This window comes from Sinorhizobium sp. 8-89, from assembly GCF_030124325.1.
Taxonomy (GTDB): Bacteria; Pseudomonadota; Alphaproteobacteria; order Rhizobiales; family Rhizobiaceae; genus Sinorhizobium.
This window is the reverse complement of sequence record NZ_JASKLR010000003.1, coordinates 466,633-480,903: the sequence shown is the minus strand read 5'-3', so window position 1 is coordinate 480,903 and position 14,271 is coordinate 466,633. Positions and strand designations below refer to the sequence as shown.

Here is a 14,271-nt window from a genome sequence, read left to right as displayed (position 1 = left end):
AGGAAAGGCGGGAGTCCCATCCCGCCTTGAGAATTGCTCACACTAGACGAATGTCAGGGTTTCGGCGGGACGATACCGCGGTAATAATCGCCTTCACCCGGGTCATAGCGTTCCTGATAGGTTCCGGTATTCGGATATATGACCCGACCATTGTCGATGCTGCCTGTCGGCGCCCGGTCGATGCTGCCTGTCGGCATCTCATCGACAGGAGCGGGGCTTTGCGGCATCGCCGTGGTTCGCATCTGGTTCAGCGTGCCCGGAGGGTTGTTCGGGTCGATGCCCTGGTAATAGGAGTCCGCAAAGGCTGGCGCCGCGGCGCCGACTACGGAGGACAGGGCAAATGCAACAAGTGATGTTTTCAGCGAAACTTTCATGACATTGGCTCCTATGTTCATTACGCATCCGGCCTCCAACGGACGCGGAAAGGATAACACCATTTTGAAGCGGTTGTTGCTTGCAAGCGGTGACGTTTTGTCACGAATGACTCATCCAACCGTGATGGAACATTACGCAACTTTAACTTGACGCCGCACGAAACGGACCGCCTATGGCCCGCCTGCCTGGTCTGCATACGCGTATTGGGAGCGCGGCGCCCTTCCCGACAAACAGCCGTCTGGCAAGCAGGTAACGCCGCGGCGACGAAGCTCTTCCGGAGTTGGAAAACCGCCCCTGAGCGCTGGCCCGCTAGCCAGCGCCGGAGAACTTTATCGGTGAGTTGGATTGATTATCCGCTTAGGGAACCGGTGCCGGGGGCATGATACCCTGATAGTAGTCGCCCTCACCGGGACCGTGGTATTCATTCCTGTAGTGCTCACGCACCTCGCCAGGGGCTCCACTGACGCTGCCTGTCGATCTCGGATCGACGTAAAGGCTGCCTGTCGACATCGGATCGACGTAGATGCTGCCCGTGGGCATTTCATCGACATAATAGGGCGCCCGCTGCGTCGGTACTAGCATTGTTCCTCTGTTCTGGGTCCCTGGAGGATTATGCGGGTCGATGCCCTGATAGTAGCTGTCGGCAAAGGCCGAACCCGAGACACCTGCAAGGGCGCTTGAGAGGACGATTGCAGCGAAAGATGTTCTCATGGAAACTCTCATGGCATTCTCCTGTGTCGCTAGCAGCATCCCCCTCCTAACGGATACTGCGTTTGTCACAATTGGTATAACGCCTTTGGCGGGCACGTGTTCCTGGAAAGCAACTGACGATTTGCCCGTCCTGCCCTGATGCCCGCCGCGAAAACACGGGGCTCGCCCGAGAGCAACCTACATCCCTTTACGCGGAAAGGCCCGCCGAAGCGGGCCTTGCGATAACCAGAGCTTGCCTTCGGGCTATGCCGCCTGCGCCAGCTCGTCGGCGATGACGGTATCGAGGTTGAGGAAGCAGACCATTGTCTTTTCAAGCGCCACGATGCCGCGGCAGAAGGCGCGCTGCGCTTCCGGAATGATCTCCGGCGCCGGCTGCAGGTCTTCGCTGCGGATCGTCATCATGTCGGAAACCTGCTCGACCAAGAGGCCGACAAGCTTGCCGTTGATGTCGGTGACGATGATTGCCGAGCGTTCGGACGGTTCGGTCATCTTCATCCCGAGACGGCAGGCCATGTCGATGACCGGGATCACCGCCCCGCGGAGATTGATGAGGCCAAGCACATAAGACGGCGTATGGGGCATCGGCGTGACCGGCGCCCAGCCACGAATTTCGCGGATCGCCATGATGTCGATGCAGAACTCCTGGTCCCCAAGGTGGAAGGAGACGATTTCGAGATAGGCGCCGGACTGCTTGATAGCGTTGCTCATGATCAGAATTCTTCCCAATTGTCGCCGGATGCCGTCACGGACGGTGCAGAGCCAGGTTTGTTGCCGAAAGCGCCCGCCAGCTTGCCCATCAGGGCCTTGGCGGGGGATGGAGCTGGACGGGTGGACGCCTGCGCCGCCGCAGGTTTACGCAGCGGCACCGGCTTTGCGGGAGCGGCGGCGGCGCCGGCGCGGACGGACGTGTTCGCCCTGGCTGGCATGCCTGTCTTGATCGAGGGCTGAGCAGGCGCTGCCGCGCGGACCGCTGCCTCGCTCACCTGCCCGTTGCGGAATTGGCTGACGAGTCCGCTGAGCTTCTCGGCGTCCTGCGCAAGCGTGTGGCTCGAAGCATTGGTCTGCTCGACCATCGCCGCGTTCTGCTGCGTCATCTGATCGAGCTGGCCGACCGCGGTGCTGATTTCGTTGAGCCCGGTCGACTGCTCGCGCGCCGCCATCACGATGGAACTCATATGTTCGTTGATGCGCGCGACGTCCGCGCCGATACGGCCAAGCGCCTCACCGGTCGCCTGCACCAGCTTCACGCCGGTTTCCACCTCGTTGCCGGACCGTGTGACGAGCGCCTTGATGTCCTTCGCCGCGCCGGCCGCGCGCTGGGCGAGCTCCCGGACTTCCTGGGCAACGACGGCAAAGCCCTTGCCGGCCTCGCCCGCCCGCGCCGCCTCGACGCCGGCGTTGAGCGCCAAAAGATTCGTCTGGAAGGCGATCTCATCGATGACGTTGATGATCTTGCCGATTTCGTTGGAGGCCCCCTCGATGCGAGCCATCGCGGAGATCGCCTGGGCGACGATGCGGCCGGATTCTTCCGCATTGGTGCGCGTGTCGTCGACCATGCGACTCGCCTCCTCAGCACGCTCGGTCGCGGTCTTCACGGTCACCGTGATTTCCTCCAGCGCGGTCGAGGTCTGCTCGAGCGACGCCGCTTGCCGTTCCGTCCGCCGTGCCAGATCATCGGCGGCGCTGCGCATCTGCCTGCCGTTCGATTCGATCGAGACGGCATTCTCCTTCACGTTCGAAAGAACGTGGCTCAGCTGTTCGACCGTGTTGTTGAAATCGCGGCGCAGCGTATCGAGATCGTCGGCGAAAGGCTCGCGGATCGCGACCGCCAGATTGCCCTCTGCAAGCTGGTTGAGGGCCCGCCCGAGCGCATCGACCGCGGCTTTGATGCGATCGACGGCCTGATCGCGCTCTGTTTCCTGGCGCCGGCGCTCCTCTTCGATTTCCTTGCGGCTCACCGTCGCGTTCTGTTCGAGAGTGCGCTTCTCGATCGCCGATGCCCGGAACAGGTCGACCGAGCGCGCCATCTCACCGATTTCGTCACCGCGCCCGAGCCCGGTAACATTGGAGTTCAGATCACCCGAATGGATCCGTTGCATGCTTTCGCGTAAGCCCAGGATTCCCCGGCGCAACATATTGCCGTGAAACCAGATCAGGCCCAGCAAGGTCGCCATCGCCACCAAGCCGGCAGCCGCCTGCAGAATGAGTGCCTTCGTCGATGCGGCCTGTGTCTCGGCGATGCGTGCGGACGCGAGATCGGCGGCGGCTTCGCTCAACTGCGCGAGCGCGGCGGCTACGCGCTCTCCGCCACCGTCGATCGCATCGTCGATGCGGGCGAATTCCTCCGCTTGCGCCCCCGCCTCCACCAGCGCCTTCAAGTCCACTTCGATCGCCTTGCGCAGTTCTGCGAGGTCGGCATCGAAGCTCGAAAGCAATTCGGGTTTGCCGAGGAGACGCGCCAGCGCCTCGACATCGGCTTTCTTGGTACCGAGCGCCGCGAGAGAAGCCCGGATCTGGCCCGCGCGCTCAGGCAGAATCTGGCGCTCGTCGCGATCGACAATCGTGTCCATCGCCGCAAGCGTCAGTTCAAGACCGGCAACCCGCATTTCCTCGACCGTTCGCATGCCTTGCTGCGCGGTGATCGCCTTTTCAAGCGTCTCCTCCGACCGGCGTTCCTGGTACAAGCCGACGGCGAGCACCGAGCCGAAGCCGAGAAAGGCAGCGCCCGCAAGCGTCGCAAGTCGCTGGCTGACAGAAAGGGTGCGTTCGACGGATGGGAAGGTATTCATCAACTGGCAGTCCATTGCATTGGACCCGCCGCGGCAGGCGAGGTCGTCCGTTACGATCGATGCGGAAGGCCGGGCTCGATCAACCGGATGACCTCATGTCATGTCGAAGTGGTGCACTTCTCCGCGTTCGCCGACACTGGCAAACAGACCTTAAACATTCGCTAAAACACGGCTGCCAAGTTGCGGATGAACTGCCGACGATCTGTCCCGGGGCCCTTTCCTTGTCGCCCTGCAGTGTTATGATTTGTTTCATGCGCACGGATACGAAGAAATCGCTCTCGCCCCTCGTTCTCGCCTTTGTCGCGGGCGCGTTCGCGCTCGTCGCCGTTCTCGCCTTCCAGGGCTGGATCGCACATGGCGCCGACATCTTCCTGTCGCTCGCCCAAGCCGGACTTTCGTGGTGCTTCTGATACGTGTTCGCACGCGTGCCGCGTGACCCGACGGGTCCCTGCGGCAATTCTCCCTTTGCGCCGGTGGTGGCGACGCGGTATCACAACGCCACGTTCATTGACGGCCCGCCGCGGCCCACAACAGACCGGTACCAACGATGAAATCCATTCGCATTGCCCTCTGGGCGGCCATCCTCGTCATGGTGGCGATCCTCGGCTGGCTCACCTACGACATGACGCAATCGAAGCAGCAGGCATCCTCCGGCCCCTTCGGCGTGCCCTTCACGCTTGTCGCCCAGGACGGCAAGCCGATTACCGAAAAGGCGTTCACCGGCAAGCCGACCGCGCTTTTCTTCGGTTTCACCCATTGCCCTGAAGTCTGCCCGACCACGCTATTCGAGATGAACGGCTGGCTCGAAAAGGTCGATCCCGACGGCAGCAAGCTGCAGGCCTATTTCATCACCGTCGATCCGGAGCGCGATACGCCGGAGATTCTCGGCCAATACGTCTCCAACGTCTCCAAGCGTGTCACCGGCATTTCCGGCCCGCCGGACAAGGTCCTCGAAATGGTCAAGGGCTATCGCGTCTACTACAAGAAGGTGCCGGTGGACGAAGAGAACCCGGACGGCGACTACACCATGGACCACACAGCCTCGGTGTTCCTGCTCGACGCGAACGGGCACTTCAGCGGTACGATCGCCTATGGCGAGAACCCGGAAACCGCCGTCGAGAAGCTCGAGAACCTGACAAAGGGCTGAGCTAACAGTTCATCCGACCTTCTTGGAAGCGCAGTGCCTGCAGCGCCGCGCGTCTTTCGAGACGCGCAAAGGACGCTGCAGCACTTTGAATTGCTGCATGTTTTTACCCTCAAGTCGGAGACGATTTAAGGAAACATGCCGTAGCGGCGCTTTGCGTTTGCGCCCCATTCATGATAGCGGCGAGACCGATTGCAGCCGAAGGACAGACCGTTGAGCGAGATACGACTTTTCGTCACCAGCACCGAGAAACAGGCCGAGGCCGTGCTCGATGTGATGAGCGTGGTTTTCGAGGACGAAGACTACGCCATCGCGACGATGGAGATCGACGAGAAGTGCGACGTCTGGGAAGCCTCTATCTACATGATGGCTGATGAGGAGGATGGCGTGAGGGCGCGGCTTGCCGAAGCGCTTGCCGCCGATTTCTCCCGCCTTTCCATCGAACGCGAGGTACTGCCCGATATCGACTGGATCGCCAAGTCGCTGGAGGGGCTTGCCCCCGTGCGCGCCGGCCGCTTCGTCGTCCATGGCTCGCACGACCGCGACAAGGTCAAAACCGGCGAAATCGCCATTGAGATCGACGCTGGCCAGGCCTTCGGCACGGGCCACCACGGCACGACGGCCGGATGCCTCGAAGTGCTTGCCTCCGTCGCGCATACGCGGACCGTGCGCAACGTCCTCGACCTCGGCACGGGAAGCGGCGTGCTCGCGATCGCCGCGTGGAAGCTCCTGCACGTACCGGTGCTTGCTACGGACATCGACCCGATCGCGACCCGCGTCGCGCGCGAAAACGCCCGCCGCAACGGCGTCGTCAACGGCATGACCTTTGCTACCGCCCCCGGTTTCCACTCGACGGCCTTCAGCGCCAACGGCCCCTTCGACCTGATCATAGCCAACATCCTGGCCCGGCCGCTGATGAAGATGGCGCCGCAGCTCGTCGCCAATCTCGCCCCCGGCGGCTCGGTCATCCTGTCCGGCATCCTCGCCGAACAGCGCTGGAAGGTGCTTGCCGCCTACAACGGCCAGCATCTCAAGCACGTGCGCACCATCTGGCGCAACGGCTGGGTCACGATCCATCTGACGAAATAGCGGCTCGCTGGCCGCACAAGACAACTCGTCCGCGTGGCGCTTTGCAAAGCAACGTCCTTCGCCGCTTGCAACACCGTATCGCGGAAAACGATAGCATTAATTTGAGAAAGTCCAGAAACGAAAAAGGCCACCCGGTCCATCATGACGGGCGGCCCTTTTCGAAACAAAGGCGATGCCAGAGGCATCGCCTGTTGGCCGGCTTGAACACCGACCATGCCCGCGAGCCTGAGGAGGAGGAGCGCTCAAGCGGGCGTCTACCGTTCTGAAATTGGCCACCCTTGAGGGAGGAGGAGAACAGAATGACCAACTATTCTCAGAACCGCAGCTTTTTGAACCACCGGATGTTCGTCCGTGTTCGTTGAGCGGGCTTATAAACCATTATTCCGATAGAGATAGATGCTTTGCAGCATGGGTGCCATGCATGCGGTGCATATGTCCGCAGGATGGGCAAATGCCCTGCCTTCACGCCTCAGGCTCCGGCGGTGGTTCGGCCGCTTCCGTCTGTTCACGGCCGGATATCGCCTCTTTCCTCCGCAGCGGCCTTTCCGCTAACATGGCGATCATCTTAGCCGCGGATCTCCGCCAGATTACCGGAAATATCCATGTTTCAGTCCTTCGAAGTCACCTCCACGCCTCAGTTCGGCAAGGAGCGCACCGCCGCCCTGCGCGCCGCTTTCCCGGCCCTCGACATTGACGGCTTCCTCGTGCCGCGCGCCGACGAATTCCAGGGCGAATACGTGCCGGCCTCGTCCGAGCGCCTCTCCTGGCTGACGGGCTTTACCGGTTCTGCAGGCGTCGCTCTCATCACGCAGCGTAAAGCGATCGTCTTCGTCGATGGACGCTACGTGACTCAGCTCAAGGAACAGGTGGACGGCAGTGTCTTCACGGGTGGCGACCTCATCGGCGAACCGCCGCATGTCTGGCTAGAGGGTCATGCCCCGAAAGGCTTCCGCCTCGGCATTGACCCCTGGCTTCACACCGGTGCCGAGGTCCTCAAGTTGCAGAAGGCGCTCGCCGCTATCGGCGGCGCGCTCGTCTTCCTCGACCACAACCCGCTTGACCGGATCTGGACTGCCAGGCCCGCCGCTCCGCTTGGCCGGGTGACGATCCAGCCGATCGAGCATGCCGGCCAACTGGCAAAGGAAAAGATCGCCGCGATCGCCGCCGGCCTCGAAAAGACCAAGGCCGCCGCCGTCGTGCTCACTGACCCCTCCTCCGTCGCCTGGACCTTCAACATTCGAGGCAGCGACGTGCCACACACGCCGCATCCGCTCGCCCGCGCCATCATCCATGCGGGCGGCCGCGCCGAGATCTTTCTCGACAAGCGCAAGACCGGTATCGAGCAGGAAGCCTATCTCACCCAACTTGCCGATATCGCCGCACCGGCGAGCTTCGAAGACCGGCTGGCGGCGCTGGCTGAGACCGGCGCAGCGATCATGATCGACCCGGACCTTGCGCCTTTCGCCATCGGCGAACTGATCCGCCAGAAGGGCGGTTCGGTCATAGGCGCGGTCGATCCGGCCCGCCTCCCCCGCGCCCGCAAGAATGCCGCCGAGATCCAAGGCTCAGTCCGTGCCCATCTACAGGACGGCGCCGCGATGGTCGAATTCCTCGCCTGGCTCGACCAGACGGAACCGGGCAGCGTAACCGAGATTGCCGCGACGGAACGTCTGGAGGCCACACGCGCGACCGTCGGCGAACGCATGCAGAACCCGCTGAAGGATATCTCCTTCGATACGATCGCAGGCGCCGGCTCGCACGCAGCGATCATGCACTACCGCGTGACGACGGATACGGATCGGACAATCGAGCCCGGAACCATGTTCCTCATCGATTCCGGCGCGCAATACATAAACGGCACGACCGACATCACCCGAACGGTCGCGATCGGTTCCGTTCCGGAAGAGCAAAAGCGCTTCTTCACGCTGGTGCTGAAAGGCATGATCGCGATCAGCACAGCGCGCTTCCCCAAGGGTTCGCGCGGCGTCGATCTCGATCCGCTCGCCCGCATCGCGCTCTGGAAGGCGGGCGCCGAGTATGCTCACGGCACCGGCCATGGCGTCGGCTCCTATCTTTCGGTGCATGAGGGGCCGCAGCGCATTGCGCGGCTTTCGACCCAGGAACTGCTGTCGGGCATGATCCTTTCCAACGAGCCCGGTTACTATCGCCCGGGCGCCTTCGGCATCCGCATCGAAAATCTCGTCGTCGTCCGCGAGGCCTCGGAGATCGAGGGCGGCGACCTGCCGATGCTCGGGTTCGACACCCTGACCTACTGCCCGATCGACCGGCGCCTCGTTCTCCCCGCGCTCCTAACGGACGACGAACTTGCCTGGCTGAACGCCTACCACGCGGAAACGCGCGAGAAGCTCATGCCGCTGCTCGCCAGCGACGAGACGCGCAACTGGCTAAAGGCCGCCACGGAGGCGATCGCGCGTTAGCGCGATTCCGGGAAAGGTGTGCAGCGGTTCTCTGTCCGAATTGCGTAGGTTCAATGAGTTGGCTCATTTCATTGTTTCAATGAGACAATGAAATGATCTGGCACTCCAGTATGCCGAACAGGCGAAAGGCCTTTCCGCGCCGGTTGCGCCGCGGAAGCCGGCGAATCGTTCGATCATGGCTGGTTGCGGGAGGCCCGGCATAGGTTGGGGGCTGGGGCAGCCGGGCCTCCGTTGGGAGGTTTATAGTCTCTACCAACAACAACTTTATATTTCCCGCGACGCCCGAGCGTAACCCGAAAATTCTACTGGATTTGACAATCATCAATCGTTTGCGCCTGAAACGGGATGCCGTCCGTCCGCATGCCGCGCCCCCACTGGCGAGGCCGGCGGCTTCGCCGCCCGCAGTCGACACAGGGCGCGGACGTCAATATTCCAGGCACGACACCGAACCTGCGGCTTAACCGATCGGTCGCGGATTTTCTCGGGAACTGTAAAGCCGGGGGTAGCCCGGCTCCTCAATTCAGATTCCCAACATTTTCTTTGCTTCGCCAAGCGCTGCCCCGGAACCGGCGTGATCGCCAGCCTTGTGCAGGTCTTCGCCCTGCTGGCGCAACTGTTTGACCTTGGCCATGTCGGCCTCGGAAAGGGAGGCTGACGGCAGGGCCGCGTCGATTGCGGCCATCTGCGAGGGGCACGAATTGGCGAAGGCGGTCACAGGCGCGATCGCTAGCAAAAGGGCAATCAATATCCTGATCATCATGGTCGCTCCTCCACGGCCGGAGCGCCGATGCCTCTCCGGCAATGAAAGAATGATAGTCCACTAGCGCTCCAACGCCAATGGCGGCCGGAAGCTCTCGTTTCCTGGAGGTCTACAGAACCAGGTGCCGAATCGCCATTACCGCGACCCAGCCGACAAGCAGCATGCGAAGTGTCGAGAAGCGCAGCCCGATTGCAAAGGCAACGAGCATGGACGCCGCGACGTCGAAGCCGCCATAGACGAAGGCTGGCGCAACCAACGTCGTCAGAACCGCCGCCGGGACGGCATTCAGCGCCGCCTCGAGCCGCGGCGGAATGCGCTTCAACTGAGTGATCAGCACATAGCCGCCGAACCGGGTTGCGAAAGTTGCGAGTGCGGCGGCGACGATCAGGTAGATGAGGTTGAGGTGCTGGGCATCCATGGCTCACGCCTCCTTTTCAACAGCCGCCAGCCCCTGCCGCGGGCGGGGCTCCTGCGGCAGGAAAGCCGCGAGCAGGATGCCGGCAAGCGCGCCGATGCTGACATGCCAGGGCGAGCCGACGAAATGCATGGCGGCAACGGAGGCGACGGCGCTGATCGCAACCACGGGCAGGAAGCGATCGCGCGTGCGGAAACCGAGCACGAGGCCGAGGAAATAGATCGGCAACAACACATCGAGGCCGATCGCCTTCGGATCGCCGATCAACTGCCCGAAAAGCGCGCCGACAAGCGTGTTGAGAACCCAGGGAAAATAGATGACGAGGCCGAAGCCGAGATACCAGGAGAAGGTGACAGGCAGGCCCCGCTCGCCACGCTGCTCCGTCTCGGCATATTGCGGATCGACCAGCAGGAAGAAGGCGAGAAGCTTCTGGATGAGCGTGAAGTGGCGGATATGCTTTGCGATCGAGGCCGAATAGAGCACATGGCGGAAGTTAACCGCAAAAACCGAAAGCACGACCAGCCACGGCTGGACATTGTTGCCGAAGAGTTCGATGCCGACCATCTGGCTGGCGCCGGCATAGACGGTCGCGCTCATGAACACCGCATCGGCAACCGAAAAGCCGTTGTCGACCGCGAGCGCCCCGAAGAGCGCGCCAAAGGGCGACGCGGAAAGCATAACGGGAAAGCCGCCGCGCAGGCCCGCCCGGAAATCGTCTCTGTTCATGATCATCCTCCGCCGAAACCGGAGGCACGTCCGCGACCCGGCATGGGGACAGATAGGCGCTGCCACACGCCCCGACAATTCAATTACGCTGATGCAGTGATTGAATTTTCTGATGGTTAGGGGTGTCGCCTCTCTTGCTCCGACGACGGGGCAGCGACCCTTGATCCGATCGCTCTGCGTCATTCGTTTCCGCCCCTCATCCCGCTGCCGCGACCTTCTCCCGGCATGCGGGGAGAAGGGACTCGCCGCACACTCCCAGTCCCCTCTCCCCGCATGCGGGGAGAGGGCTAGGGTGAGGGGCAAAAGATTACGATCGTCCGTGCGATCAGCGCTTCAACTGAAAGGTATGCTCGATACCCGGGAAGGTCCGCGCCTTCACCTCGTTGGCATAGTCTTCGACGGCCTTCGAGATCGCCGGCGCGAGTTCGGCGAAATGCTTGACGAAACGCGGCTTGAAGTCGTTGAAGAGGCCGAGCATGTCGTCCGACACGAGGATCTGGCCGTCGCAGGCGGGCGATGCGCCGATGCCGATCGTAGGCGCCCGCAAGGTCGCGGTGATCTCTCGGGCGACGGGTTCTACCGTACCCTCGACGACGATCGCAAAGGCACCGGCGTCGTCGATCGCCTTCGCGTCGCGGCGGATCTTGGCCACTTCCTTTTCGTTGCGCCCGACCGAACGGTAGCCGCCCGTGGTGTTGACGAGCTGCGGCATGAGGCCGACATGGCCGAGCACCGGAATGCCGCGGCTGACCAGGAAATCGACCGTCTCGGCCATTTCCGCCCCACCCTCCAGCTTGACGGCGCTGCAGCCGGTTTCCTTCAGGATACGGGCGGCGCTACGGAAGGCCTGCTCTTTCGATTCCTGATAGGAGCCGAAGGGAAGATCGATCACGACGCAGGAGCGTTCGGAGCCGCGCATCACCGCCTGGCCATGCGCGATCATCATGTCGAGCGTGACGCCCACGGTCGTGTCGAGGCCGTAAAGCACCATGCCGAGCGAATCGCCGACGAGCAGGAAATCCACATGCGGGTCGAGCAGGCGCGCGATCGGCGTCGTATAGGCGGTGAGGCTGACGATCGGACGTTCGCCCTTCAGCGCTTCGATACTGGCGGGGCTCAGCCGCCGCTTCGTGGTTTGTACGCTCATTCTCAGGCAACCTTTGCAAAACGGGCGGATTTCGGAGCGATAACACGGTTATCGAGCAACTTCGTGGTACCGAAGCGGACAAAAAGCAGGAGAAGAACCGGCTTCTCGCCGATTTCCTGGATCGGTTCCAGCGTTTCCGGATCGCGCAGCGCGACGACCTCGGGCCGGGCCAGCGGTTCCGTGGACAGGAAGTCGATGACGCCCTTCTCGACCGCGGCAGCGTCGATCAATCCGCCGGCTATCAGCCGCTCGGCCTCGTCCAGCGCCTTCGGAACGATCCCGGCAGCGCGGCGCTCGTCCGCGGTCAGATAGACGTTGCGCGATGAACAGGCGAGACCGTCGGCTTCGCGCACCGTCGGTATGCCGATCACCGAGACGGGCTGCGCCAGATCCTCGACCATGCGGCGGATGATCTGGAGCTGCTGAAAATCCTTCTCGCCGAAATAGGCGCGATCCGGCTGCACGATGTTGAAGAGCTTGGTGACGACGGTCGCGACACCGGCGAAATGGCCGGGCCGCACCGAGCCCTCGAGTTCCGAGCCGAGCTTCGGCAAGTCGACAACCGTTTCCATCCGACGCGGATACATGTCGGAAACGCCAGGCGCGAACAGAAAATCGACGCCGCCGTCGGCGAGCATCGCCTCGTCGCGGGCAAGGTCGCGCGGATATTTGGCAAGATCCTCGTTCGGCCCGAACTGCAGCGGATTGACGAAGATGCTGGCGACGACAACGTCGTTCTCGCTGCGTGCGCGGCGCACGAGTTCCATGTGACCGGCGTGAAGATACCCCATCGTGGGGACAAGACCGATGGTCTTCCCCGCCCGCCTGTGCTCGGCAAGGGCTGCGCGCAGCTCGGTGATGGTGGTAATAGTTCTCATCTCCGGATCCTCCAATCCGCCGGGGCACTGAGTGGCGCGCCCCGTTTCGCCGATATGGCTACTGCACGACTCCTTAAATCGGAACCGACTTAAGGAATCACCCACCAACTCAAAGTGCTACCGTGAACCTTGCGCGTCCGGTAGGACGCGCGGCGCCGTAGCAGCCAGCCCCGCGAAAAGGCAATTGCACAAATTTTGGCTGCAAAAGCTCTATCTTGTGCAGCGCAAAAAGACAAATGGAAATGGTGTGGGGAAGGATCAGCCGAGGCCAAAAGGCGGGCCGGATCGTCCGGCCCGCCTGATCTTGGATCATTTCATTTGTTGAAATGATCCAATGCTTTGGAACAACGCCATTCCGGACGGAAACCGTTACACAGGTGGAATTACTCTAGTCGAACTTCACCAGGTTGAGCGCCGGCAGCGGGCCGCCCGGGAACTGCGCGAGCTTTCCACCAATGGAGAGCGGGCCGAGATCGATGCCGAAGAAGCCCAGCCGGTCGATCAGGCGCGCAACCTCCGTCTTGGCGGCGTCGTCATCGCCCGAGAAGAACAGGACGCGGCGCCCGCCTTCCGCATTCGGATTGCCCGAGACGAGATGCGGCTGCAGATGATTGAACGCCTTGACCACGCGGGCGCCGGGGACGAGATCGGCAAAGATCTCGCTCGAAAGCCGCCCGTTGAGCTCGGCGGGCTGGAAGAGCGGCGCCTCGATCGGATTGTTCGCGTCGATGACGATGCGGCCGTCCCAGTCCGGCAGGCTGGCAAGCGCCTTTGGAAGTTTCGACCAGTTGACGGCGACAAGGACGATATCGGCGCTTGCGGCCTCCTCGCGCGTCCCAGCGGTGATGTAGGGGGCAAGTTCGCCGGCAAGCTCTTTCAGGCTCTCCGGCCCGCGGCTATTGGAAATGACGGCCGGTACGCCGGCTCTCGCGAGCGCCCGGGCAAAGGCCGATCCGATATTGCCGGATCCGATGATGCCGATGGACATGGCACGTTCCTTTCGATGTTCCCGTTTGTTGCGACGTCAGGCCGTGAAGCCGCCGTCCGCGACAATGTCGGCGCCAGTAACGAAAGCTGCTTCGGGGCTCGACAGATAGGCCACGACGCTTGCGATCTCCTCCGGCTTGCCGTAGCGGCCTATCGCCATGCCGGGACGGACGATCTTCGAGACCGGCCCGCCATCCGGATTCATGTCGGTGTCGGTGGGGCCGGGATGCACCGCGTTGACGGTGATGCCGCGCGGCCCGAGGTCGCGCACCAGGCTGCGGTTGAAGCCGGCAACGGCACCCTTGGTCAGCGTGTAGAGCGAGGCGGTCGGAAAGGCCGCGTAGCGCACCATCGAGCTGCCGATGTGGATGACGCGCCGCCGCTCTTCATGTGGCGCAGGGCCTCCTGCGTGGCGACGAAGACGCCGGTGACGTTTACCGCAATCATGCGATTGTAATCCGCCTCGGTAATCTCGTCGATCGGACCGCCGAGGGCGATGCCGGCATTGTTGACAAGTATGTCGAGGCCGCCGAACATCCTGACCGCCTCAGTGACGGCGGCGCGCACCGCCGTAGCGTCACCGGCATCGGCCCGGATGGCGGCGGCGCGGCCGCCCTCGACCTTGATCGCGTCAACCACCGCGGCCGCCCTTTGGGGCGAACCGTGATAGGTGATGGCGACGGCGGCACCGTCGTTCGCAAGGCGTTTGACGATGGCAGCGCCGATCGAGCGGGAGCCGCCTGTGACGAAAGCGACCTTTCCTTGAAGGTTCTGGCTGGACATTGTCTTCACTCCATTGAGGGTTTCGATGG

General features: G+C 62.6%; 14 protein-coding genes and 1 pseudogene. 4 read left to right on the top strand and 11 right to left on the bottom strand.

Annotated features, from left to right (window positions below; all coding sequences use genetic code 11):
* Positions 1-53 precede the first annotated feature (53 nt).
* The 4 genes from QN219_RS09580 to QN219_RS09565 form a co-directional block, all read right to left on the bottom strand.
* Positions 54-374, bottom strand: coding sequence for a hypothetical protein (locus QN219_RS09580; RefSeq protein ID WP_283999385.1), 321 nt, complete (start codon positions 372-374; stop codon positions 54-56).
* Between the two features lie 358 nt (positions 375-732).
* Positions 733-1,098 carry a hypothetical protein gene (locus QN219_RS09575; RefSeq protein ID WP_283999384.1) on the bottom strand — a complete coding sequence of 122 codons (366 nt, stop codon included), beginning with the start codon at positions 1,096-1,098 and terminating at the stop codon, positions 733-735.
* Positions 1,099-1,329: 231 nt separating this feature from the next.
* Positions 1,330-1,794, bottom strand: coding sequence for a chemotaxis protein CheW (locus tag QN219_RS09570; protein ID WP_283999383.1), 465 nt, complete (start codon positions 1,792-1,794; stop codon positions 1,330-1,332).
* A gap of 2 nt (positions 1,795-1,796) precedes the next feature.
* The gene (locus tag QN219_RS09565) at positions 1,797-3,875 is read right to left on the bottom strand and encodes a methyl-accepting chemotaxis protein (protein WP_283999382.1); all 2,079 of its coding nucleotides are present in this window, start codon (positions 3,873-3,875) and stop codon (positions 1,797-1,799) included.
* A gap of 251 nt (positions 3,876-4,126) precedes the next feature.
* On the opposite strand from QN219_RS09565, the gene QN219_RS09560 reads away from it, so the two are divergent.
* The 4 genes from QN219_RS09560 to QN219_RS09545 all read left to right on the top strand — a co-directional run bounded on the left by QN219_RS09560 (position 4,127) and on the right by QN219_RS09545 (position 8,546).
* Positions 4,127-4,285 carry a hypothetical protein gene (locus QN219_RS09560; RefSeq protein WP_173509774.1) on the top strand — a complete coding sequence of 53 codons (159 nt, stop codon included), beginning with the start codon at positions 4,127-4,129 and terminating at the stop codon, positions 4,283-4,285.
* Between the two features lie 137 nt (positions 4,286-4,422).
* On the top strand, positions 4,423-5,022 hold the full coding sequence (locus QN219_RS09555; protein ID WP_283999381.1) for an SCO family protein: 600 nt from the start codon (positions 4,423-4,425) through the stop codon (positions 5,020-5,022).
* 210 nt (positions 5,023-5,232) lie between these two features.
* Complete coding sequence (locus QN219_RS09550; RefSeq protein WP_283999380.1) at positions 5,233-6,108, top strand: 50S ribosomal protein L11 methyltransferase; 876 nt, start codon at positions 5,233-5,235, stop codon at positions 6,106-6,108.
* 602 nt (positions 6,109-6,710) lie between these two features.
* Entirely contained in the window at positions 6,711-8,546 is a 1,836-nt protein-coding gene (locus QN219_RS09545; RefSeq protein ID WP_283999379.1) for an aminopeptidase P family protein, read from the top strand.
* A gap of 520 nt (positions 8,547-9,066) precedes the next feature.
* Here the strand turns inward: QN219_RS09545 and QN219_RS09540 are convergent.
* From QN219_RS09540 to QN219_RS09510, 7 genes and pseudogenes are all read right to left on the bottom strand, one after another.
* Positions 9,067-9,306, bottom strand: coding sequence for a hypothetical protein (locus tag QN219_RS09540; RefSeq protein ID WP_283999378.1), 240 nt, complete (start codon positions 9,304-9,306; stop codon positions 9,067-9,069).
* Positions 9,307-9,415: 109 nt separating this feature from the next.
* Positions 9,416-9,724: an AzlD family protein gene (locus QN219_RS09535; protein WP_269282257.1), complete on the bottom strand. Its 309-nt coding sequence runs from the start codon at positions 9,722-9,724 to the stop codon at positions 9,416-9,418.
* Positions 9,725-9,727: 3 nt separating this feature from the next.
* Complete coding sequence (locus tag QN219_RS09530; RefSeq protein WP_283999377.1) at positions 9,728-10,447, bottom strand: AzlC family ABC transporter permease; 720 nt, start codon at positions 10,445-10,447, stop codon at positions 9,728-9,730.
* A 325-nt stretch (positions 10,448-10,772) separates the two neighbouring features.
* On the bottom strand, positions 10,773-11,594 hold the full coding sequence (gene panB, locus QN219_RS09525) for a 3-methyl-2-oxobutanoate hydroxymethyltransferase (RefSeq protein WP_283999376.1): 822 nt from the start codon (positions 11,592-11,594) through the stop codon (positions 10,773-10,775).
* Positions 11,595-11,596: 2 nt separating this feature from the next.
* Positions 11,597-12,472: a pantoate--beta-alanine ligase gene (gene panC / locus QN219_RS09520; protein WP_283999375.1), complete on the bottom strand. Its 876-nt coding sequence runs from the start codon at positions 12,470-12,472 to the stop codon at positions 11,597-11,599.
* A 388-nt stretch (positions 12,473-12,860) separates the two neighbouring features.
* Entirely contained in the window at positions 12,861-13,460 is a 600-nt protein-coding gene (locus QN219_RS09515; RefSeq protein WP_283999374.1) for an NAD(P)-binding domain-containing protein, read from the bottom strand.
* 36 nt (positions 13,461-13,496) lie between these two features.
* Positions 13,497-14,242: pseudogene (locus QN219_RS09510) on the bottom strand (3-oxoacyl-ACP reductase family protein).
* Between the last annotated feature and the right edge of the window lie 29 nt (positions 14,243-14,271).